This is a genomic window from Salmonella sp. 2018103 (assembly GCF_026247685.1).
Lineage (GTDB): Bacteria > Pseudomonadota > Gammaproteobacteria > Enterobacterales > Enterobacteriaceae > Salmonella > Salmonella enterica.
This window is the reverse complement of sequence record NZ_CP111029.1, coordinates 2,343,410-2,366,719: the sequence shown is the minus strand read 5'-3', so window position 1 is coordinate 2,366,719 and position 23,310 is coordinate 2,343,410. Positions and strand designations below refer to the sequence as shown.

Sequence of the window (23,310 nt, the reverse complement as noted above, 5' to 3'; positions counted from 1 at the left end):
AGAGGGACACGCATAATCGTGAGCGCATCCTGTAGTTATCCTTTTATTTTAGCAAAGCCCTTCAAGCCCCATTTTCGCTTTTGTGTCCCTGGCGGGAGGAGAATGGCGATTTCTTGCCGAAAAGACGTAAAAAATTGCCAATAAATGTTAATGAAGCGCATAAATGCGCGCTTTGCCTCTCGACGCGTCAGTTTCTGCTGCCTATTATTTAGGGCGGTGTCGTTTGGATGAATAAACAGAGGGGAGAGAAATGCGCGCAGCGTTTTGGGTGGGATGTGCCGCGTTATTATTGTCGGCTTGCAGTAGCGAACCTGTTCAGCAGGCAACCGCGGCGCATGTTTCGCCAGGGATGAAAGCGGCGATGTCCAGCGCCGGCGAAGCGAATTGCGCTATGATTGGCGGTTCGCTTTCAGCGGCCCGGCAGCTTGATGGTTCAGTAATTGGTATGTGCGCGCTACCCAACGGCAAACGTTGTAGCGAACAGTCGCTTGCCGCCGGAAGCTGCGGGAGTTATTAAGCGTGGCGTTTCGCCTGACGCGTATAACTTTTCACTTAATGGCTTAGTGCGCTAAATCCGCCAGTTTATACATTAGCGTTGTTTCTGCCGTCGCCAGCGTTAATTGGTTCGCGGTTAAATCGACCTGTGCGCCTTTGCTGAAGAGCTCGCTGAGGGTACCGTCCAGCGCATTAAGCTGCGGATCGGCGCACATCATTCGGGTCATCGCTAAATTTTTCACTTTTAATTCGCCGTCCGACAGTTTTCCTTCGCCGGTGAATTGATTGCACATTTTGCCGGATACCGTCATGTCCTCGCCAAAGCTGAGCTCCGGGCCGGTGACCGTTTTACCGTTTACGCTTTCCAGAACAAAGCGGTGGTGCTCCAGTTGCTCGCGTTTGACGGACACTTTTCCACTGCTCACACACCCCGTCATTATGATGCTCAGGGCGACCAGCGTGACGATTTTCTTCATTGATATTCTCTGTAATCTGATAGTTAACACTGACTATAGTAATGATATGACCGGATAGATCTTCAGGGGTTATCCGAAAATGCTCCCCTGAGCGCAGGGGAGCGACAGGATTAGAACAGCGCGTTCGGGCAGGCTTCGCCCTTCTCAAGCTGGCTTAAGTTTTGTAACGTGGTTTCAGAGATGCTGATCAGCGCTTCTGCGGTCAGGAATGCCTGGTGCCCCGTAAACAGTACGTTATGGCAGGCCGACAGACGGCGGAAAACATCATCCTGGATAACATCGTTTGACTTATCTTCAAAGAACAGGTCGCGTTCGTTTTCATACACATCCATCCCCAGCGAGCCGATTTTCTGATTCTTCAGAGCTTCGATAGCCGCCTGGGAATCAATCAGCGCGCCACGACTGGTATTAATGACCATAACGCCATTTTTCATTTGATCGAATGCCGCATGGTTCAGTAAATGGTAGTTTTCCGGCGTGAGCGGGCAGTGCAGGGAAATGACATCCGATTCGGCAAACAACGTTTGCAGATCCACATACTCTACGCCGAGATCAAGCGCGGCGGTGCTGGGATAAGGATCAAACGCCAGTAAACGCATTCCGAAGCCTTTCAGAATACGCAGCGCGGCGACGCCGATTTTACCGGTACCAATGACGCCAGCGGTTTTTCCGTGCATGGTAAAGCCGGTCAGTCCCTCAAGGGAAAAGTTAGCGTCGCGGGTGCGTTGATAAGCGCGGTGGATACGGCGGTTCAATGTCATCATCATGCCAATCGCATGTTCAGCGACGGCTTCCGGAGAATAAGCCGGTACGCGCACCACCTGCAAACCGAGCTCTTTAGCGGCATCCAGGTCGACATTATTAAATCCGGCGCAACGCAGCGCGATGTATTTCACGCCGTGTTTTTTCAGCTCTTCCAGTACCGGTCGGCTCCCGTCGTCATTCACGAAGATACAAACTGCTTCACATCCATTGGCGGTTTTCGCCGTTTTCTCGGTCAGCAGAAAATCAAAAAACTCCAGTTCAAAACCGAACGCTTCGTTCACTTGCTGTAGATATTTCTTGTCATACTGTTTGGTACTATAGACGGCGAGTTTCATATGACCTTCTCCAGTGATGTTAGAATCACACAAATATGCTTAAAATTATCTTACAAAAAATCAAAAATAATTGATAGTCATACATATAATGAATAATTTTAGGTTATCATTCTCCACAACGCCTCAAATAGCCGGAGGGCGCCCCTGCAACATGCATAACGCATCACCCGCTTGCAACATGAACTATTAGGCTATGTACGGGCAATCATGCCAAAATAAAGAGATAGCCGACTGAATTTTTCGTTAAATCAGGAAATTAATGGCCCATGAAGGGTAAATATAAAGCCGCCCTTGCGCTACTATTACTGCTGATTCTTGTCCCTCTGACGCTACTGATGACCCTCGGGCTGTGGGTTCCCACTCTGGCGGGAATTTGGCTACCGGTCGGTACCCGTATCGCTCTGGAACAAAGTCCACGCTTGACACGTCATGGGTTAGTGATTCCCGATCTTCGCTATCTGGTCAATGATTGTTCGTTAGCGCATATTACCCAGGCGGAACTGACGCATCCCAGCCGTTGGTTGCTGAATATTAAAAGCCTTAAACTGGATGCCGCGTGCCTGGCGAAACTGCCCGCTTCGGAAGCTTCTCCCGCCGCGCCGCGTACGCTGGCGCAGTGGCAGTCAATGCTGCCCAATACCTGGATTAACATTGATAATGTCATTCTCGCGCCCTGGCCGGAATGGCAGGGCAAGCTGGCGATCTCCATGACGCCGCTCATTCAGCAGATACGTTATCAGGGCGAAAAAGTAAAATTTCAAGGGCAGTTACGCGGTCAGGCATTGACGGTGAGCCAACTGGAGATCGCCGCGCTGGCCAACCAGCCTCCCGTTAGCCTGGCGGGGGAGTTTATGTTGCCGCTGGTACCGGATGGCCTGCCGGTCAGCGGTCATGCGGCAGCGACCTTGCGTCTGCCGCAGGAGCCGTCGCTGGTGGATGCGGAACTGGAGTGGCGTGATAACGCCGGACAGCTCATCGTGATGGCGCGAGGTAATCCTGACCCGATTCTCGATCTCCCCTGGGCGGTAACGCGTCAGCGGCTTACCATCAGCGATGGCCGCTGGAACTGGCCATATCAGGGATTCCCCTTGAGCGGACGTCTGGCTTTTAATATCGATAACTGGCAAGCCGGGCCGGATAATGCACGAGTCAGCGGACGCCTGAATATTCTGACCCAGGGCGATGCCGGTAAAGCGAACGCTGTACTGACTATCGGCCCGGGAAAACTCAGCATGGACAGCAGTGAGATGCCTCTACAGCTTACCGGCGAGGCTAAACAGAAGGATTTAATCTTTTATGCCGTATTGCCCGCTATGTTCCGCGGCAGTCTGGCCGATCCGCAGCTCACCTTTGCACCTGGCGCATTGCTACGCTCGCGCGGACGGGTGATTGATGCGTTAGATATTGATGAAATTCGTTGGCCGCTGGCGGGCGTTAAGGTGACGCCGCGCGGCGTTGATGGTCGATTACAGGCTATTTTACGGGCGCACGAAAATGAGATGGGCGATTTCGTTCTTCATCTTGATGGCCTGGCGAATGATTTTCTCCCTGATGCTGGTCGCTGGCGTTGGCGCTATTGGGGGCAAGGAAGCTTTACACCAATGCGCGCCCGCTGGGATATTGCCGGACAGGGCGAATGGCATGATAACACCATCAGGTTGACCAGTTTGTCCACCGGCTTTGATCAGTTGCACTATGGCGCAATGACCGTCACATCGCCAAGACTGGCGCTGAATAAACCTATTGTCTGGGTTCGCGACGCCACAACGCCGTCGCTACAGGGCGCGCTGTCTCTGGAGGCGGGAAAAACCGTATTTACCAGCGGGAGCGTGCTGCCGCCTTCTACCATTAATTTTAGCGTTGAAGGGCGCGAGCCAACCCTGTTCCAGTTTAAAGGCGACCTTCGGGCGGGGGCGATAGGGCCGGTACGGCTGAATGGGCGCTGGGATGGCGAACGCCTTCGCGGACAGGCCTGGTGGCCGAAGCAGTCGCTTATCGTTTTCCAGCCGTTGCTTCCACCAGACTGGAAAATGACGCTGCGCGAAGGCTCACTGTATGCGCAGGTGGCTTTTTCCGCCGCACAGGGGCAGGGGTTTGAAGCAGGTGGACACGGCGTGTTAAAAGGCGGTAGCGCCTGGATGCCGGATAACAAAATCAACGGCGTCGATTTCATTCTGCCATTTCGCTTCCACAACGGCGCGTGGCAATTGGGGACGCGCGGGCCCGTCTCGCTGCGTATTGCCGGGATAGTCAACCAGGTCACGGCGAAAAATATCACTGCTGATTTACAGGGCGGTTATCCCTGGAGCGAGTCGAATCCATTACTGCTAAGCGATGTCAGCGTAGACGTGCTGGGCGGTCAAATCATTATGAAACAGTTGCGAATGCCGCAGCACGACCCGGCGCTTTTGCGGGTGCAAAATATTTCATCCAGCGAATTGATTAGCGCCATAAATCCAAAGCAATTCGCCATGTCTGGTCCGGTTAGCGGCGCGCTGCCGCTGTGGCTGAACAATGAAAAATGGATAATCAAAGATGGCTGGCTTACCAACCCTGGGCCAATGACATTGCGCATCGATAAAGATACTGCGGATGCGGTGGTGAAGGATAATGTCACGGCAGGCTCGGCGATTAACTGGCTACGTTATATGGAGATTACGCATTCGTGGACGAAAATTAACGTTGATAACCTGGGCGTACTAACGATGCAGGCGGCTATTACCGGCAAAAGCCGGGTAGATGGTAAAACCGCGATCGTTAACTTGAACTATACCCATGAAGAAAATGTGTTTACGCTGTGGCGCAGTTTGCGTTTTGGCGACAATTTACAGGCATGGCTTGAACAAAATACAGCGTTGCCGCAACCTCCTTGCCGGAAAGACAAGGACTGTGAGGATAAATAATGAAAATGAGTATTGCCATGCTGTCAGCGCTTGCGTCATTTATCGTGGTGGGGTGCACGCCACGTATTGAAGTCGCCGCGCCGGAACAGCCGATTACCATCAACATGAATGTAAAGATCGAGCATGAAATACATATCAAAGTCGATAAAGATGTTGAAGAACTCCTGAAATCACGCAGCGATCTATTCTGAGGCCATAATGAAAAAGTATTTAATGCTATGGGTGCTGACGCTGAGCTTGCTCACACCTTCTGTATGGGCCTTAACCCTGGACGAAGCGCGCACGCAGGGCCGGGTCGGGGAAACGCTGAATGGCTATCTGGTGGCCTTAAAGAATGATGCCGAAACCCAGAAGCTGGTGCTTGATATCAATCATGCCCGTCGCGCCAGTTATCAGCAGTTAGCGGATAGCAATCATCTTCCCGTAGATGAGGTGGCGAAGATGGCAGGGCAAAAACTGGTTGAGCGCGCCAGGCCGGGAGAATATGTCCAGGGAATTAATGGCAAATGGATGCGTAAATAACCGCTTCCCGACAATTTTTTTACCGCAAAATGCATTTTTATATTGGTAATTTTTGAATACGGAGGTCGTATTTACATTAGGCGAACCGGAAACGCCATTTCTATACTGTTGACTGGTATCACTATTCGCGAGAGTAACCAGGTATGACGTCTGAAAAATTATCTGCTGCCTGCCATTGTGGCAGCGTCGTGTTTACCGTTCAACTTAGCGATGGCTTTCATACCGCCAGGCGCTGCAACTGTTCGTTTTGCCGGATGCGCGGAGCGGTGGCAGTGTCTGCGCCGCTATCGGGTATTAAAGTGCTAAAAGGGCAGGATAAGCTTACCGAATATCGCTTCAATACGGGCAAGGCGGTGCATTTTTTCTGTTCGGTATGCGGGATATATACTTTTCATCAACGTCGATCCAATCCCGATCAATATGGGGTCAATGTGGCGTGCATCGAAAATGTGTCGCCTTTTGATTTCGCCTGCGTTGAAGTCAATGATGGGGTAACGCATCCCAGCGATGGCGGCAGTAGCGGCGTGGTAGGATATTTGCGCTACGAACCGAAGAAGTCACCTCCCGTCGAAACGGGAGGCAAAAATATTTAAGCGGCCACTACGCTGTCAATCGCGGCTTTTGCATCGGCCTGAGCTTTAGCCGCCACTTCCGGCCCGTAGGCGATGCCTTCGGCAAAGACAAAATTCACGTCGGTAATACCGATAAAACCAAGGAACACTTTCAGGTAAGGCGCAATCAAATCCGTCGGGGTGTCTTTATGGATACCGCCGCGACTGGAGAGAACCACCGCGCGTTTACCGGTTACCAGACCTTCCGGGCCTTTTTCGGTATAGCGGAAAGTGATACCGGCGCGGGCAATCAGATCAAAGTAGTTTTTCAGCTGCGTCGGGATATTGAAATTGTACATCGGTGCCGCAATAACGATGACGTCGTGGGCTTTCAGTTCAGCAATGAGTTCATCAGACAGCGCCAGAGCCTCCTGCTGACGTGGCGTTAAAGGCGCATCGCCCGGACGCATCGCGCCCACCAGCTCGCCATCCAGCACCGGAACAGGGTTGGCCGCCAGATCGCGGACAGTAATTTCATCTGCGACGTGTTTTTCGCGCCATTGTTCAATAAAATAGTCAGTCAACTGACCAGACTGAGAGTACCCTGCCAGAATACTGGATTTAAGAACTAATACCTTGCTCATGGGTGTTTCCTTTTATGTGTTTGAAGGGGCGGGCCCCGTTGCTTGTTGACACTTTATTCACAAATATGTCGCAGGGATAGCGCAATATATCGAACCCTTTGTTCGAAATTATTGAACAACACAAAAAAAGCCCCAATGTGGTACTCTATACCTATCATTTAAAACGATTTTAAACAGGCAGAATGCTGCCCAAGAGCTTTATGACTGAACAATCTACGTTGACGCTTCAGGTGTTACAGCAGCGGCTGGATGCACTGATGCTGCGCGACAAACAGCGCTTTGCTCGCCGCCTGCATGGCGTAAAGAAAGTAAAAAATCCTGATGCGCAACAGGCTATTTTCCAGACGATGGCGAAAGAAATTGAACAGGCTGCGGCGCAGGTCGCTCTACGCGAAGCGGCGCGCCCCTCAATCACTTATCCGCAAAATTTACCTGTTAGCCAGAAAAAACAGGACATTCTGGAAGCGATCCGCGATCATCAGGTGGTGATCGTGGCAGGGGAAACCGGTTCCGGTAAAACCACCCAGTTGCCGAAAATTTGTATGGAACTGGGACGCGGAATTAAAGGACTTATTGGACATACTCAGCCGCGTCGCCTGGCGGCGCGCACCGTTGCTAACCGCATTGCCGAAGAGTTGCAAACGGAGCCTGGCGGCTGCATCGGCTATAAAGTTCGTTTCAGCGATCATGTCAGTAGCAACACCATGGTCAAACTGATGACGGACGGTATCCTGCTGGCGGAAATCCAGCAGGACAGGCTATTGATGCAGTATGACACCATCATTATTGATGAAGCGCATGAACGCAGTCTGAATATTGACTTCTTGCTCGGCTATTTGAAAGAGCTTCTGCCGCGTCGCCCCGATCTGAAAGTGATTATTACCTCTGCGACCATCGACCCGGAACGCTTCTCGCGCCACTTTAATAACGCGCCGATTATCGAAGTCTCTGGCCGAACGTATCCCGTAGAAGTTCGTTATCGCCCCATCGTGGAAGAGGCTGACGACACTGAACGCGATCAGCTACAGGCAATTTTCGACGCTGTTGATGAACTGGGGCGTGAAAGTCCCGGCGATATTCTGATTTTTATGAGCGGAGAGCGGGAAATCCGCGATACCGCCGACGCCCTGAACAAGCTGAACTTACGGCATACCGAAGTGTTGCCGCTGTATGCACGCTTGTCGAACAGCGAACAGAACCGCGTTTTCCAGTCGCACAGCGGACGCCGTATCGTGCTGGCGACTAACGTGGCGGAAACCTCGCTGACGGTGCCGGGTATCAAGTATGTGATCGATCCTGGCACTGCGCGCATCAGCCGCTACAGCTACCGCACTAAAGTGCAGCGCCTGCCGATTGAACCGATCTCACAGGCTTCCGCCAACCAGCGTAAAGGGCGTTGCGGACGCGTATCGGAAGGGATCTGCATTCGTCTGTATTCGGAAGATGACTTTTTGTCACGTCCGGAATTTACCGACCCGGAAATTCTACGTACCAACCTGGCGTCGGTTATTTTGCAGATGACCGCCCTGGGGCTGGGTGACATCGCTGCCTTCCCGTTTGTCGAAGCGCCGGATAAGCGCAATATTCAGGATGGCGTGCGTTTGTTGGAAGAGCTGGGGGCGATTACCGCCGACGAACAGCAAACGGCATATAAGCTGACGCCGCTGGGCCGACAATTATCCCAGTTGCCGGTCGACCCGCGCCTGGCGCGTATGGTTCTGGAAGCGCAAAAGCATGGCTGTGTGCGCGAAGCGATGATCATTACTTCCGCACTCTCTATTCAGGATCCGCGCGAGCGCCCAGTGGACAAGCAGCAGGCTTCCGATGAGAAACACCGGCGCTTCCATGATAAGGAGTCCGATTTTCTGGCGTTTGTTAACCTGTGGAATTACCTCGGCGAGCAACAAAAGGCCCTGTCGTCGAATCAATTCCGCCGTCTGTGTCGCACCGACTATCTGAACTATTTACGCGTGCGTGAGTGGCAGGATATCTATACCCAACTGCGTCAGGTGGTCAAAGAACTGGGGATTCCGGTAAACAGCGAACCCGCAGAGTACCGGGAAATTCACGTTGCGTTGTTAACGGGGCTGTTGTCGCATATCGGGATGAAAGATGCCGATAAACAAGAGTACACCGGCGCGCGTAACGCCCGATTCTCTATTTTCCCCGGTTCCGGTTTATTCAAAAAACCGCCGAAATGGACAATGGTCGCAGAACTGGTGGAGACCAGCCGTTTGTGGGGGCGTATCGCTGCCCGCATTGAGCCAGAATGGGTGGAACCGGTAGCCCAGCACCTGATTAAACGTTCATATAGCGAACCGCACTGGGAGCGGGCGCAAGGCGCGGTGATGGCGACGGAAAAGGTTACTGTCTACGGTCTGCCGATTGTCGCCGCGCGCAAGGTGAATTACAGCCAGATTGACCCGGCGTTGTGTCGCGAGTTGTTCATCCGCCATGCGCTGGTGGAGGGGGACTGGCAAACCCGTCATGCCTTCTTCCGTGAGAATCTAAAATTGCGTGCGGAAGTCGAGGAACTTGAGCACAAATCTCGCCGCCGCGATATCCTGGTGGATGACGATACCCTGTTTGAGTTTTATGACCAGCGTATTAGCCATGACGTTATTTCCGCCCGCCACTTTGATAGTTGGTGGAAAAAAATCAGCCGCGAGACGCCGGATCTGCTCAACTTTGAAAAAAGTATGCTGATTAAAGAAGGCGCGGAAAAAATCAGCAAACTGGATTACCCGAATTTCTGGCACCAGGGCAATCTCAAGCTGCGTTTGAGCTATCAGTTTGAACCGGGCGCGGATGCTGACGGCGTGACCGTCCATATTCCGTTGCCGCTACTTAACCAGGTTGATGAGAGCGGTTTTGAATGGCAGATCCCAGGACTGCGCCGTGAATTAGTTATTGCGCTGATTAAATCGTTGCCAAAACCGGTACGTCGCAACTTTGTTCCGGCTCCAAACTATGCTGAAGCGTTTTTAGGTCGCGTAACGCCGCTGGAGCTGCCGCTGCTGGACGCTCTGGAGCGTGAACTGCGCCGGATGACCGGCGTCACGGTCGACCGGGAAGACTGGCATTGGGATCAGGTGCCCGAGCATCTGAAAATCACGTTTCGCGTGGTGAATGACAAAAACAAGAAACTGCAGGAAGGGCGTTCGCTCGCCGAGCTTAAAAATGCGCTGAAAGGCAAAGTGCAGGAGACGCTCTCGGCGGTGGCGGATGACGGCATCGAGCAGAGCGGGCTGCATATCTGGAGTTTCGGCGAGCTGCCGGAAAGCTACGAACAGAAACGCGGTAATTATAAAGTGAAGGCGTGGCCGGCGTTAGTGGATGAGCGTGACAGCGTCGCTATCAAATTGTTTGATAATCCGCTGGAACAACAACAGGCGATGTGGTGCGGTTTACGCCGTCTGCTGTTGCTCAACATTCCTTCACCGATTAAGTATCTGCATGAGAAATTGCCGAATAAAGCCAAGCTGGGGCTGTACTTTAACCCGTACGGCAAAGTACTGGAGTTGATTGATGACTGTATTGCCTGCGGGGTAGATAAACTGATAGATGCCAACGGCGGACCGGTGTGGAGCGAAGCAGGTTTCACCGCGCTGCACGAAAAGGTACGCGCCGAGCTGAATGATACTGTGGTGGATATCGCGAAGCAGGTTGAGCGGATCCTGACGACCGTATTCAATATCAATAAGCGTCTGAAAGGGCGGGTGGATATGAGCATGGCGTTGGGGCTTTCCGATATCAAGGCGCAGATGAGCGGTCTGGTATACCGTGGTTTTGTGACTGGCAACGGCTTTAAACGTCTCGGCGATACGCTGCGTTATCTGCAGGCAATTGAAAAGCGGCTGGAGAAACTGGCTGTCGATCCGCACCGCGATCGGGCGCAAATGCTGAAAGTCGAAAGCGTCCAGCAGGCGTGGCAACAATGGATAAATAAATTGCCTCCAGCGCGTCGCGAAGATGATGATGTTAAAGAGATCCGTTGGATGATTGAAGAACTGCGTGTCAGTTATTTCGCCCAACAGCTCGGTACGCCTTATCCTATTTCCGATAAGCGTATTTTACAGGCCATGGATCAGATTACGGCCTAAAAAGCCAAGCGACGACGTCTTTCAAAGAGATCCGGTACAGGTTCGGAACAAAAAGGAGGAATTATGAATACAACGCCATTTCCGGCGCTCTCTGCGGAAACATTGCTGGCGGTGAATACCGTCGGACAGTGGCTGGCGCAAAATGATTTTTCCGGCGAACAACCTTATTCGTCGGATTGCGTCGTCCTGGCGGGCAATGCGGTGATCCCCACTATCGACGCGGCCTGTCGCATCGCCAAAGCGCAAGGCGTTCCTTTACTGATTAGCGGCGGTATAGGCCATTCGACGCCGTTTTTGTACGCCGTGATTGCCCGGCATCCGCGCTACCACACTATTCGCACAAGCGGACGCGCTGAAGCCGCTATCCTCGCGGATATCGCGAACCAGTTCTGGCATATTCCGGCTGAGAAAATTTGGCTGGAAGATCGGTCAACTAATTGCGGCGAAAATGCCCGTTTCTCCTGCGCACTGATCCGTCAGGCGAAAGAAAACATTAACACGGCTATCGTTGTGCAAGACCCCACCATGCAGCGGCGCACTATCGCGGCGTTTCGGCGCGTGACAAACGACGACACCGATGCGCCACGCTGGCTGAGTTTTCCTGGCTTTGTTCCGGTACTGCGCCACCTTAATGACGGTACACGTTTTGCCAATGTTGAAGAGGGCATCTGGACGGTGGAGCGTTATCTGTCTCTGATTGCCGGCGAGCTGCCACGTTTGCGTGACGATGAAACAGGGTATGGACCGCGTGGTAAAGATTTTATCATTCACGTTGATATCCCACGTGATATTGAAAACGCATGGCAGGTATTGCAGGCAGATACTACGCTGCGCAGTGCGTTAGAACAGAGAGCTTTACGCTAAAAATCGCCCGTTTGCGAGGGTGAACGGGCAAGTGCGACCACCATCTCATAAATTTGATGAATTATTTATAAAAGCTGGTTATGTTGTCGCTTTACGGTTTTCATTCAGGACGCGCTATGGGCAATAAGTATTCCGGCCTGCAAATTGGTATTCACTGGTTAGTCTTTTTTCTGGTTATTGTGGCTTACGCCGCGATGGAGCTACGCGGTTTTGCGCCGCGTAGTTATCGGCCCTGGTTTAATATGACGCACGTTTCATGTGGTATCACTATTTTGCTTTTAATGGTGGCACGCTTGTTTATTCGGCTGAAATATCCCACGCCGCCCATTGTTCCTCGTCCAAAACCGATGATGACCGGAATGGCGCATTTAGGACATCTGGTGATTTACCTGTTATTTATCGTGCTGCCTGTTATTGGTCTGGTCATGATGTATAACCGCGGCAATCCTTGGGTCGCATTTGGCATTACTATGCCCCATGCCGCCGAAGCTAACTTTGAACGCGTAGATATGCTGAAATCCTGGCACGTCACGCTGGCGAATCTGGGCTATTTTGTTATTGGACTTCATGCCATCGCTGCTTTGATGCATCACTATTTCTGGAAAGACAATACGCTGTTACGGATGATGCCGCGTAAGCGTGACTGACCGTCCTGTATGACGTTTGTCGCAGGCGGGGTTAACCGCTTTAGGCAAACAAGGCATCTATCAGAGGGGATGGCGTATTCCATACAGAAAACGCCTGCGTCTAACCAGGACCCGTGACGCAGGCGAAGGAGGACGGGTCTACATCGGAAGCGGGTATTATACTTATTTGTATGACAAATAAAATAAGCAATTGCTATTCCGTAATCCAATGTTTAATCAACGGGTTAAACCCACATGATCGCGCTGCCCGACCGCTCGGGAGTGCCTACACTTACGATGAACGTGGCGTAGTGGCGGAAAATAGCGCAACGGCGCCATGTTGCTCCAAAGTCACCTTAGCAAAATGTTCGTCCAACACGCTGCGTAACGTATCGGCTGAATCATTGGTATTACTGAATATTCCTTTCTTGTTATAAACAGCCATCAATTTCTTGCCAAAAGCATTGTGAGGAACCTCTTTGCCCAGAATCGTGGCACCAAAAAGTGTGCCGCCGGGTTTAAGCGCCATACCGGCATTTTTAATTGCCTTCGCTTTTGTTGTCATCTCACCAGGTAAGCAGTGCAGAAGATAGTACATCGAAACGGAATCGAAGCGCCCGTGCCAGTCCGCCGGGAACGTGTCGAAAACATCGTGTTGTAGTGTGGCGCGGATTTTCGTATTACCCACTCGGCTGGCGGCTATTTTCAGGCTATCCGGATTTAAATCCATCAGCGAAATGGCATGAGTCGCAGGTGCATGTTTCAGGTAATAACCTGTACCTACGCCAATATCCAGGTGAGTCTCGCCCATGTGATGCAGGAAGAAAGGAAGTAGTCGCGTATCAGTAGGACACTTCCAGGCATATTTGTTTGAGATATTGAGTACCCACCAGTCATATAAGCTAAGCGTGAATGGGTTATAGACTTTTGCGCCTGATTGTTGTGTATGCTTCATTGTTCTCTCACTAAATAATTTCGCGCTGGAATTAAAACAACGAAGCAATCGTTAGGCAAGCATTAATCAGGTGAGTGAGTAATTTAATGCGACGAATAAAGGCGATATTATGAATTAAGCGGCTATCTTAAAGAAGGTAGAGGATAATAATAGCTGATAAATGAATTGGACATTCATATTATTATAAGCTGATAATTAATAATCGTTGATATACACATATTAAGTCCTATGATAATAGCAATGCAATTAAATACATGAGGAACAATATTTATTCATACACATAAAGCGATTATTGCACTTTAGTTGATATTTAAATGTTACGATGAGATAGCCATCTTGATTTAATATCACCTACCCGGAGGCGATATGATTGAGGTTTTTGAAGCGTTTGGCTGGACCTTACTTTTAGGCGGTCTGGCAGTGGCAGTACTGTTTATCACTGCACTGGATAAAAAACGGTAATCATTGCATTTGATGCGCCTGTTGAGTCGGTATTACAAATAATTGTACCTGAAATCTACCACTTCTGAAGTTTGCGATATTTTGCCATTCTGACGGCAAGGGGTAATCCTGACTAAAGTTACCGCCGCTTATCAACCAGACACGATGGTGACTTTTTGAAAGCGTTGTCAGAGTATCAATATATGTCTGGTCGGCTTGCGCATAAAACAGTGAACCAAAGCCATAGGCATTCGGTCTGCCTGATGTTCCGTGTGCGTTAGGTGGTGTATAAAGAAACGCACGATAATCTCGCTTATTATAATACACATAACTTAAATAATCGAACATTTTACTGACTACCACGGCATCATTAGGCTGGTGACGGGTATTAATATAGTTTACCAATGGTTTAAACTCGTCTATGTGCTCAGGATTATTATGATATGAACCATAGCCGAATAATAAGGTGAATAAGATAAAACCGAAGCCACAAACCGCTTTTTTTGCGCGGGTAAGTAATACCGCGAGCAGGGGAGGAATGCTCAGCGATGAGAAGAAGAAATAACGATCGATAAATAACGGCATCCACCAGGAAATGATGAAGACCAGCATTACAGGGATGACCAGATTACAAAATAATATCAGCTGATATCTTTCATATTCTCCGTTGCATAAAGATATTCGCCCCACAGTACCGATAAAACTTCCCACAGCCAGCCACAGAATGATCGACGGAAAACCCTGTCCGTTGTTTCCGGTAAAGAAATGCCAGTACATTGCAGGCAGATCACGCCATGTTACGGGGGGAATCCAACCGATATCATTACCGGCTCTCAACTGCGCCAGATGAGTCAGTAAATTAAACAATACGGGCAACCAGGGGAGATAAGCGACAGCAATCGCCAGGTTAGCAAACCACCAGCCAGGAAGTTTAAGGTAGCAGGCCGTTTTATGGCTTTGGCAGGATAATATTGTTACTGCGATCCAGTGGGCAATAAGTGCAAACAGGGTGAAATAATGGGTGTAAAAACTGAACGTCATAAGCAAAGCATACGCGACAAGATAGCGATTATGGGTGGGTGTTTTTATCCACATCATCAATGCTAACGCGGCAGCGAGCGTTAGCATTCCCATTAACGCGTACATGCGCGTTTCTTGACTGTAATGGACTGCCATCGGCATCAAGGCGGCGAACCATCCCGCCAATAAGGCTGTACGCTCATTTGCCAGCCATCGCGTAAGCGCGATAACCAGCACAACTGTCAGGATCCCAAAGAGTAGACTGAGAGAGCGTACCGCTGCAATGCTATCACCCAATAATATGATCCAGTCATGCAGTAACAGATAATAAAGCGGAGGATGCACGTCAAAAGCGGCATGGAAGAGCAGATTATCTACGCTATGTCGACTAATCAGCACGCTGGACGCTTCGTCACACCAAAGGTAGCGGTCAGTTAAAAACAGCAACCGTATAAGGACGGAGAATATGACAATGAGACAAACATGATATTTATACTTTATTTTTCTTAACCCATCGCCGGGCTGCCATATTGATAGTTGTGGTAGCGCCATAATATCCTCAATGGAGTAAGATTTAGACCAGAATGGACACCTGACGCAATAATGAAGGTTAAAATCTTAACCAACACTAAATAAAAATAACTTTGATAATGTCAGCGATGAATTAATCAGAATAGTGCGGTGCAACTCAGTAATCCTGACCGTAATGGCGAAGCAGTCTATGCTCTAAAAACCGGGTCAAACCGACAATAAAGGTAACGCCAATAAGATACACTATGGCGGCAAAAAGATAAGCATGGAAGAATTTAAAGCTGGTTGCAGCAACCTCCTGAATTCGCGCGAAAAACTCAGTATATTGGATAAGAAAAACGATGGTGCTGTCTTTAAGGTTATTAATCACCTGATTCGTTAAGGCTGGAATGGAAGACAGCAATACCTGAGGCAGTATAATCCACAAAAAGACCTGCCGTTTATTCAACCCCTGAACGACTGCGGCCTCCGTTTCATATTTATTCAATGCGTTATAGGCCGTTGTCATGTACGCGGCATTATATGCGCCGACGTTTAAAGTAAACCCTGTAACCGCCACGGTAAAAGAGGACAGGTGAATGCCAGATTGAGGTAAACCATAATAGATAACAAACAGAATAAGAATGAGTGGCGTACCGATAAAGAAATCCATGTACAGTCGAGTTATGGCTTTTACCACGGGGCGATGGCTCAGGCTCAGAAAGAAAATAATAATTCCCCACAAAAAACCGGTGATGGAAACAATCAGCGCAAGTTTACAGGTTTCTTTAATACCGTCCACAACAAGTGGCAGTTGTTCAGTCAGGTCATTAAAGAAGAGAGACCAGCCAGCGATCATCGTTGTGCCTCGCTAAAAAAACAGTGGATATCTGGATCCGTTTCTCGTAAAGCAAGATCGGTAAAAGCGCCTTCTGCACGAATTTTGCCATGATTAAGAAACGTTACGTTATCGCTTAGTAATCTGGCGAGGCGAATATCATGAGTGACGCATAATATAGTGACGCCATTGTCGTGAAGTTGCTTGATCAACATTCCGACTTCACGAGTCATGAGCGGATCAAGCGCAGACGTCGGCTCATCAAAAATAATGAGTTCTGGGTCGGTGACCATTGTTCGGGCCAGGGCGACGCGCTGTTGCTGGCCGCCCGATAATTGCGAAGGGTATTTCGCGCTATGCGAGGCCATATCAAGTTTTTGTAGCTCATGTAAGGCTTTCTCCCGGGCTAGTTGTCCCGGCATGCCAAACACTTTACATAGGGCAAGGGTAATGTTATCCATAACGTTAAGATGGCGATACAAAGCGTAATTCTGGAAGACACAACCAACTTTTTTTCTGAACTCAAGAATAGTAAATTCCTTGTCATAAATATTTCTCCCGTGAAAATAAATATCACCATAATCAGGCTCTTCTAATCGAAGCAGACAGCGTAAAAGCGTCGTTTTTCCACAACCCGATGGCCCCATGACTACTTTCATGTCTCCCGATTGAATTTTCAGACTAACCGTATCAAGAACCTTTTTTCCTGAATATTCCTTACTTATCTCTTTTAGTTCCAGTAAAGCCATGAGTATCACCTCTATTTTTATGCTTCAACTGATGCGATATTTTTTCTCAAACACTCCGGCCAGAAGAGTAAAAAATTTATAAATAATGAAATATAATACCCCGGCAAGAGTATAAATCTGTAACCCGTTCAGCGTGATGGCTGTCAGTGACATTGCCTGCTTCGTTATTTCAGCGATGCCGACAGTATAAGCAAAGGGCGTCGCTTTTAATACAGAAGAAAACTCATTGATAATACCGGGCACAGAAAATCGCAACATCTGTGGCAGTTCAATATTTACTATAACCTGTAATTGACGCATTCCTGCTACTTTCGCTACCGTGATTTCGAATGGCTCAACTAATTTAAGCGCCCCTCTGAACACCTCGGCAAGATAACTCCCGCTGATTAAGCCGACGCTGAGGTTCATGGCCACCAGAGGTGAAACATATATGCCAATCGATGGCAATCCAAAATAAACAAGAAAAACAGCAATAAGTATTGGAATTCCCCGAAGAATAAAGACCATTGCGTCGAGTATCTTCTGTAGTGGAAGGGGGGATAGTCGCCGTAATACGGCGACTGTAAGCCCGGTAAAAAACGCTGAGAGAAAACAGGTAAAGGTTACAAGCAGCGTATTACCAATCCCTTCCAATAGGAAATAAAAGATAGCCAGCATATTACCTGATGACATAGCTTACTATTTCATCCAGTTATCGACGATGTCAGATATTTTTTGTGGCCCTTGCTCTTTAAGCCATAAGTTGAAATCATCGCGCACGGGAGAGCCTTTCTTAAAGGCAATGCCAAGCTGATCAACATTCTTGAAAACATAACGGCTTTCTATCGGCATCTTTTTCTTATTTTTGAAGGTAAAATAAACCGGCTCTTCTATAAAAGCCAGATCAAGATTGCCATTTTTTAGATCAGCCATCGTCTCATTATAGGTTGGATACAATTTTACTTTACTTAACGAGTAGTATCCTTTGGGCTCCAGATCGTTTTTGATAAGGTCGGAGTAAGCCATTCCTCGAGGGTATCCAATAGAATATTGATTTAATTCATTGAGGTTATTGAGCGTTATTTTATGATTAGCCATACTGACCAGATAAAAAGAGTTGATGTAATAAGGTTCAGAAAAATCAATAACTTTCTTACGTTTATCTGTGATTGAAATTCCCGAAAATGCGACATCTGCCTGACCACTCGCCACTGCGCCAAGCATTCCATCCCAGGCATATTCGGTGATGTTTAGCTTACAATGCCGTGACTGACAGTAAGACGAAAAAAGCTCCAGATCTATCCCCTGCAATTTGCCATCAGCACTTTTAAATAACATAGGGGGAGAGGCCGGTGATACTGCGACATTGAGTGTTTTCCCTTCAACGATGCTATCAGCAAAAGCTGAAGACGACATTATTCCCAACACTATCATCGATAAGCCAATTTTTTTGAATAACATGCTATCTATTTCCTGTAGTAAGGTAATGTGTATTATAAATTAAGCATTAGGGCGTGAACCTGACATTTGCAGGCGTAAAGTACTTAACGTTATGTATTCCATCGCTGTTAACTAATTTAATCAGGAGGTTTGACAGGAATCATCAAAGGGAATGGATTGAATATACCATGAGATATCAACTGGATATGAGTGCAGCGACCCCATGAAAGGTGAAAATGTAAAAATACCATAGACATTAGTATACTGGACATAGTTTATGCTCCATTTACGCATACATATTTACATGATAAGCAGATAAATGCTTCAGTGACGGTGTATTTAATGTCTCTAAGTATCATCTTACCACTCTATCCAGGGCCAATATAAAGACTTATCTTTGCTTGTCAAATACATTTTCTGAGCTAAGTTGATTTGCGTGCTATTTATATTTGCAAGCATATAAATTATTTGTCTTATGAACAAGCGACAACAAATCAGGAGTTCTGACAATGTTGTTATGTTTATCAAAACGTTAACTTGTTTTAATCGATAATAATCTTAATTCAGAAATATCTTAATATATGCGGTTGTCGAGATAAAATTCTCAAATTAACATCGTACATCTTATGTAATAAATATAAATACGATAAATAAATCCAAAACTGAGACTGCCAACCGGATAACAAACAGCAATAAAGAGGGTTCTTCATTAAGTTATCCTGGCAACGGTTAAGGTGGTAACATTTTCGGTGGCTTTACCCATTTTAATCGTGTTCACAATACGTTAATTACCTTATGATTATCATGGTAATTAAAAATGAATCCTTAATGACTCGTTGGCTGAGTGAAAAAAAATTCTACATCACATAGGCGCATGTATCGCGTATAATGGGCTCCGATGCCCCTAATTATTGCTATGACATAATGATATGTATCTTAACCGCTTTTGTTATTTACTCCTGATCTCCGCTGCGGTCGGAAGCATTTTTACATCGCATCCCGTCGCGATGTGGTTCCTGCTCGCCAACGTGCTAACGCTGGCGATCTACGGTATAGACAAAACGGCGGCACGTAAAACCTGGCGCAGAGTGCCGGAATCCACTTTGTTGGTGTTTGGGGTTGTCGGTGGGTGGCCTGGTGCGATTGTTGGTCAACAACTCTTCCGTCATAAAACGCAAAAGCAGCCATTCAAAACATACTTTATCGTCAGTGTGATAGTGAGTATTGTAGTTACGGTGGCGATCTATCGACTCTATCCATTTTTGTCCTACTGAACATAGAGTATGGATCACTTATTGACCAACCGGCAGCAAAGACAACCTCATATTTTCATGCCACCGGCACTATGATATTGAGCGGTGTTTTGCTCAAGGCGTACCGCAGCCGATGGAACATTATTCAGTGGAATAATGATGAGCTATAAAACTTTCTAACATTGTGGCAAAACAATGATGGACTTCTTGGGTTGGATGGACAAAGTCATTGAAGACGTATTGCGGACATATATCCAGCTGAGGGTCTTTAGCCCCGGGAACATGTACATAGCCGTGGTGAGTATAAGGGTTTTCCGTATCATAACCAATATTACTGGCTACCTCCATTATCATCTTAAATGCATCGGCAGTCTCGAAATAGCATATTTTGTGCTGGGGATATTTTTCTTTTAACTCTTCAACATTAGTTTTTAGCAGGGCATTGTGAGCGGTGCTTTCATCCTTAAGTTTTCTTTTTTCATCAGAATGTTTGCCATAGGGCGTCAAAGACAAATCGGGAATCCCCATGACTAAAACATTATTAACTCCACCGGAAATTATTTTTTCAATATCATCAATTTGTTGCTCAACGACCATCATTACATTATCTTTGTGTAGTGTCATATAGTCATTAGCCCCCAATAAAAATATCGCCAGGTCCTGGTGAGAAGGGGTGTAAGATGCGACTTGTCTGTCCGTATTTGATACAAAGTCACCGAGGCAATTAAAGCAGGAATACCTTGCCGATGTACTTCCCCCTTCAGCAAAATTAAGCATCTCTTTACCTAAGAAGTGTGGAGATGATAAAAACTCAGTCCAGGTAAATCCATTAGTAAACCTTCCGCCAAAGTATTGACCATAGGAGGGTAAGATATGATGTGTTTTTTCAAACATACGCCCCATGGAGTCAGATAAACTGTCGCCAAAAAATACCAGTCTGGTAATATCACCTAAAGAAATATTTTTTGGCTTGGGATGTAATCTATTGATTTCTTTGGCAAGACCAAAAGCTTCCGGATGACATTCAACCTCAATAGATAAAATATTTTCACCATTATCATCTTTAATAATCAACTTATCGGCGTGTTCCTGTGATTCTATAATAAACTGTTCTTTACATCCCTGAGACGCTAAGGCTCGAAGTTTGATGTAGGCTCCGCGAACCTGTACCGGTGTTAGATTCAGTTCCTGATAGTGGTAAAGTTTAAAGATACATTCGAGCGCCTCTGCATGGTAAGTGGTGAAGAAATATGCTTTGATTTTCTCCCATAAACTTAATTCCGGAGGGCGTGCGCTTTCTTTTATCACATTAAATCTTTCAGCACTGATAGATGATGTGAAATAACCCTGTCCAACACTCAATGGCATAGTGTCCTCCTTACTAATTAATCACGCTTTAGCAAAACATTAATTAACAAATATTAGCAAGAAAAGTAATCAGGTAAATGGTGTATATAGAATTGCGCTTCTTTAACAGTTTGTCGCCGCCAAAAAAACACATGCAATATTTATTATTTTTCAACGAAGTAAATATATCATCAACAACGTGAGGTTAATGCCGGGTACATATTATCTGACTGCTATCATTATTGACTGTGCGTCTGGTTAAGGCAAACCTCTAAAAAAAGTAGCCACTCCTGATTTTAGTGTGCTGGCGTGGGTATGAGCTGGCTTGATACTCAGGAAAATTAGGTAAGCTTATCATCAAGCTATTATTTCCAAGGGGGTGGTGTTTTATATAACGTGTTGATTTCTATTTTCATATTAAATATTTCTTAAGTGAGTTAACTATAATGAGTGATGATTCAATTATTAAAAACTCTTCAATGCTTTTGGCCTATTTAGGTGGTCTGGGATGGGGGAGCGCCTATTTTTATGGCTGGGGCGTCTCCGCGTACTATGGTTTCCCGTGGTGGTATGTAGGCGTCGGCCCTGACAACATTGCCCGAAGTCTATTCCATGCGATTAGCCTGATGGCTATATTCATAATAGCGTGGGGAGTGGGTATTCTATTATTTTTTTTAGTAAAGCAAAAAGCACGTATTCACGACCTTAGCTTCTTACGCCTTTTTTTGGCAGCGGTTTTGTTCTTTATTCCAATTGTTATCGAGTTTTCTCTCTTAACAGAATCGTTTTTGTGGGAGCTTTTTTTTATCATTTTACTGGTGGCTTTATGCCTATCGGTGGGGATGCGTTTTTATAGTAAATTGATGCCAGTGATTTGTTTTACGCAACTCAGTTGGGTGCGAAGACATTGTTTCACTATAGTTATGATTGGTTTTATTATATATTTTTTTATATTTTCTTTTTTTGTTGGGATCTATAAGCCACAATTAAAGAAAGAATACGAAATGATATTGTATGATGGAGGCTGGTACTACGTCCTGGCCAGGTATCATGATAGTTTTATTTTGTCGAAATCCTTTACTAAAAATAACAATAGATTTATTATTTTTAGACCAGAAGATGGACACTCTTATGAAATTACCCTGGTAAAAGTCAGACTTTAATAAAATACTGGTTGGCAAGAGCGTGAAATGACGCCAGAGCTTCCCATGGCAGAGATTAGAGAAAGAAGTGAGCGCCGGCTGTGGAATAGCAATGCCGGGAAGGGCATGGCATGACACTTTATCTGACATTACCATCTGAGTGGCAGTTTAGCAGATGTTTCAGGCCAAACCCAAGTTGAATTGGACCGCTCAGAAGCCGATTACCTACATAACAAATCCTGGCCGCAAGCTTATGCTGTGGGCGGAATATACGACCGCTATTATCCAGATTGGCTGTTAACTTATTTATTTTCCCAAAGTAGCCTATAACAGGGCTCCCTGAGGCATTGGCTAGCATCTGTGCATTGGAAAAACAGCTTCCATTTGCACTATAGCAACTTATAAAGTTTATTGCCTCATGAGAGTTGCTAATATGGCGGATTGATTTGAAAAGTGATGATGACTGACTTGCACCGGAACCGTACCGATTTTCATGTTGAACAACAAAAGGAGCACCATGTTTACAAATCGAAATAGGCATGGATCATTACCTGAGATTGATTTCAAATTAACAATAATGATGACGCTTTTGGGTATTAAAAATCTTTCAAATAACGCTCATTTGATTTTTTGTCCACTATTAACTAAGTCTGGAAAGATACAAGATTGAGATATTTTCGCTACCCGTCGGCGGTGTATTGCAGTTGTGATGTTACGTTCTTACAAGACTGACATCTGCATATCATAACCTTTATTCATTACCCCCTGGTGAGTAAATAAAAACTATTGAGCAAATATTTACTTCTGGGGAATGGGGCTGGATTCACCGGCATTACCTCTGTGCCCAGTCGGGCAGAACATTGCAGCATATAAAAGAAGCTTTGGCGTTTATTGTCTGTAGCCTGAAAAAGTTCCCGTGAGCTGAATATGCTGAATGTGAACTGATTCTTGATGGTCTATGCCGGAAAGCTATAAGCTATTGATTTTTATATTGTGTGTAATTTTACAATTACATAAATATAAAATTCTGATAGTATACCCCCCTATAGTATATGGAGGTCGAATGCCGCATTCACCTGAAGATAAAAAACGTATCCTTACCCGCGTTCGTCGCATACGCGGGCAGGTTGAAGCGCTGGAGAGGGCGCTTGAGTCTGGCGAACCTTGTCTGGCTATTCTGCAACAAATTGCCGCCGTGCGCGGCGCATCTAATGGCCTGATGAGTGAAATGGTTGAGATCCATCTGAAAGATGAGCTGGTCAGCGGGGAAACTACGCCAGATCAGCGCGCGGTTCGGATGGCGGAAATCGGCCATCTTCTTCGCGCTTATCTAAAATAACAATTTCCCTCAC

At 47.0% G+C, this 23,310-nt stretch carries 23 protein-coding genes; 11 read left to right on the top strand and 12 right to left on the bottom strand.

The genetic code is table 11. The features are described 5' to 3' along the window. Positions 1–35 precede the first annotated feature (35 nt). Positions 36–347, bottom strand: coding sequence for a hypothetical protein (locus OLG56_RS11460; RefSeq protein ID WP_031601775.1), 312 nt, complete (start codon positions 345–347; stop codon positions 36–38). Between OLG56_RS11460 and OLG56_RS11455 the strand changes: the two genes are divergently transcribed. Beyond that, positions 251–517, top strand: a complete 267-nt coding sequence (locus OLG56_RS11455) for a putative hemolysin (protein WP_001200680.1) — start codon at positions 251–253, stop codon at positions 515–517. The genes OLG56_RS11460 and OLG56_RS11455 overlap by 97 nt on opposite strands. Positions 518–560: 43 nt before the next feature. On the opposite strand, the gene hslJ is transcribed toward OLG56_RS11455, so the two are convergent. Next, a complete protein-coding gene (gene hslJ / locus OLG56_RS11450; protein WP_000725242.1) occupies positions 561–971 on the bottom strand; it encodes a heat shock protein HslJ in 411 nt (136 codons plus the stop codon). Between the two features lie 110 nt (positions 972–1,081). Beyond that, on the bottom strand, positions 1,082–2,071 hold the full coding sequence (gene ldhA, locus OLG56_RS11445) for a D-lactate dehydrogenase (RefSeq protein WP_000762206.1): 990 nt from the start codon (positions 2,069–2,071) through the stop codon (positions 1,082–1,084). Between the two features lie 266 nt (positions 2,072–2,337). Here ldhA and OLG56_RS11440 point away from each other — a divergent pair, with 266 nt between their 5' ends. The 4 genes from OLG56_RS11440 (at position 2,338) to OLG56_RS11425 (ending at position 6,089) form a co-directional block, all read left to right on the top strand. Continuing rightward, positions 2,338–4,974, top strand: a complete 2,637-nt coding sequence (locus tag OLG56_RS11440; protein WP_000677022.1) for a YdbH family protein — start codon at positions 2,338–2,340, stop codon at positions 4,972–4,974. After that, entirely contained in the window at positions 4,974–5,165 is a 192-nt protein-coding gene (locus tag OLG56_RS11435; protein WP_000784063.1) for a YnbE family lipoprotein, read from the top strand. Before OLG56_RS11440 ends, OLG56_RS11435 begins: the two co-directional genes overlap by 1 nt. Before the next feature lie 7 nt (positions 5,166–5,172). Further along, a complete protein-coding gene (locus tag OLG56_RS11430) occupies positions 5,173–5,496 on the top strand; it encodes a YdbL family probable chaperone protein (protein WP_000760414.1) in 324 nt (107 codons plus the stop codon). A gap of 143 nt (positions 5,497–5,639) precedes the next feature. Then, entirely contained in the window at positions 5,640–6,089 is a 450-nt protein-coding gene (locus tag OLG56_RS11425; RefSeq protein ID WP_001518898.1) for a GFA family protein, read from the top strand. On the opposite strand, the gene azoR is transcribed toward OLG56_RS11425, so the two are convergent. After that, positions 6,086–6,691 (bottom strand): FMN-dependent NADH-azoreductase, encoded by a 606-nt coding sequence (gene azoR, locus OLG56_RS11420; protein WP_000048931.1) that lies wholly within the window; start codon positions 6,689–6,691, stop codon positions 6,086–6,088. The two genes, OLG56_RS11425 and azoR, sit on opposite strands and share 4 nt — an antisense overlap. 200 nt (positions 6,692–6,891) lie before the next feature. Between azoR and hrpA the strand changes: the two genes are divergently transcribed. The 3 genes from hrpA to cybB all read left to right on the top strand — a co-directional run bounded on the left by hrpA (position 6,892) and on the right by cybB (position 12,305). Further along, positions 6,892–10,794, top strand: a complete 3,903-nt coding sequence (hrpA, locus tag OLG56_RS11415; protein ID WP_001550139.1) for an ATP-dependent RNA helicase HrpA — start codon at positions 6,892–6,894, stop codon at positions 10,792–10,794. Between the two features lie 63 nt (positions 10,795–10,857). Beyond that, positions 10,858–11,658, top strand: a complete 801-nt coding sequence (locus OLG56_RS11410) for a YdcF family protein (RefSeq protein WP_001098497.1) — start codon at positions 10,858–10,860, stop codon at positions 11,656–11,658. 116 nt (positions 11,659–11,774) lie between these two features. Next, complete coding sequence (gene cybB / locus OLG56_RS11405; protein ID WP_000527275.1) at positions 11,775–12,305, top strand: cytochrome b561; 531 nt, start codon at positions 11,775–11,777, stop codon at positions 12,303–12,305. A 271-nt stretch (positions 12,306–12,576) separates the two neighbouring features. Here the strand turns inward: cybB and OLG56_RS11400 are convergent, their stop codons facing one another. From OLG56_RS11400 to OLG56_RS11375, 6 genes are all read right to left on the bottom strand, one after another. After that, on the bottom strand, positions 12,577–13,239 hold the full coding sequence (locus OLG56_RS11400) for a class I SAM-dependent methyltransferase (RefSeq protein WP_001520112.1): 663 nt from the start codon (positions 13,237–13,239) through the stop codon (positions 12,577–12,579). Positions 13,240–13,701: 462 nt separating this feature from the next. Then, a complete protein-coding gene (locus tag OLG56_RS11395) occupies positions 13,702–15,252 on the bottom strand; it encodes a glycosyltransferase family 39 protein (RefSeq protein ID WP_058648954.1) in 1,551 nt (516 codons plus the stop codon). A gap of 136 nt (positions 15,253–15,388) precedes the next feature. Next, on the bottom strand, positions 15,389–16,069 hold the full coding sequence (locus OLG56_RS11390; protein WP_000560165.1) for an amino acid ABC transporter permease: 681 nt from the start codon (positions 16,067–16,069) through the stop codon (positions 15,389–15,391). Further along, a complete protein-coding gene (locus OLG56_RS11385) occupies positions 16,066–16,797 on the bottom strand; it encodes an amino acid ABC transporter ATP-binding protein (RefSeq protein WP_001185901.1) in 732 nt (243 codons plus the stop codon). Before OLG56_RS11385 ends, OLG56_RS11390 begins: the two co-directional genes overlap by 4 nt. A 24-nt stretch (positions 16,798–16,821) precedes the next feature. Next, positions 16,822–17,469 (bottom strand): amino acid ABC transporter permease, encoded by a 648-nt coding sequence (locus OLG56_RS11380; protein WP_038389894.1) that lies wholly within the window; start codon positions 17,467–17,469, stop codon positions 16,822–16,824. Positions 17,470–17,475: 6 nt separating this feature from the next. Then, on the bottom strand, positions 17,476–18,237 hold the full coding sequence (locus tag OLG56_RS11375) for a transporter substrate-binding domain-containing protein (protein ID WP_000897695.1): 762 nt from the start codon (positions 18,235–18,237) through the stop codon (positions 17,476–17,478). A 908-nt stretch (positions 18,238–19,145) separates the two neighbouring features. Between OLG56_RS11375 and OLG56_RS11370 the strand changes: the two genes are divergently transcribed. Beyond that, positions 19,146–19,490, top strand: a complete 345-nt coding sequence (locus OLG56_RS11370) for a DUF1294 domain-containing protein (protein ID WP_000281190.1) — start codon at positions 19,146–19,148, stop codon at positions 19,488–19,490. A gap of 120 nt (positions 19,491–19,610) precedes the next feature. Here the strand turns inward: OLG56_RS11370 and sseJ are convergent, their stop codons facing one another. Then, positions 19,611–20,837: an SPI-2 type III secretion system effector SseJ gene (sseJ, locus tag OLG56_RS11365; protein WP_001131418.1), complete on the bottom strand. Its 1,227-nt coding sequence runs from the start codon at positions 20,835–20,837 to the stop codon at positions 19,611–19,613. Between the two features lie 425 nt (positions 20,838–21,262). Here sseJ and OLG56_RS11360 point away from each other — a divergent pair, with 425 nt between their 5' ends. Further along, positions 21,263–21,979, top strand: a complete 717-nt coding sequence (locus OLG56_RS11360; RefSeq protein ID WP_001527697.1) for an STM1630 family protein — start codon at positions 21,263–21,265, stop codon at positions 21,977–21,979. A gap of 118 nt (positions 21,980–22,097) precedes the next feature. Here OLG56_RS11360 and OLG56_RS11355 read toward each other — a convergent pair whose 3' ends face one another. Continuing rightward, positions 22,098–22,499: an effector protein gene (locus OLG56_RS11355; protein WP_077905323.1), complete on the bottom strand. Its 402-nt coding sequence runs from the start codon at positions 22,497–22,499 to the stop codon at positions 22,098–22,100. 522 nt (positions 22,500–23,021) lie between these two features. Between OLG56_RS11355 and OLG56_RS11350 the strand changes: the two genes are divergently transcribed. Further along, positions 23,022–23,297 carry a metal/formaldehyde-sensitive transcriptional repressor gene (locus OLG56_RS11350; RefSeq protein WP_001120770.1) on the top strand — a complete coding sequence of 92 codons (276 nt, stop codon included), beginning with the start codon at positions 23,022–23,024 and terminating at the stop codon, positions 23,295–23,297. Positions 23,298–23,310 lie beyond the last annotated feature (13 nt).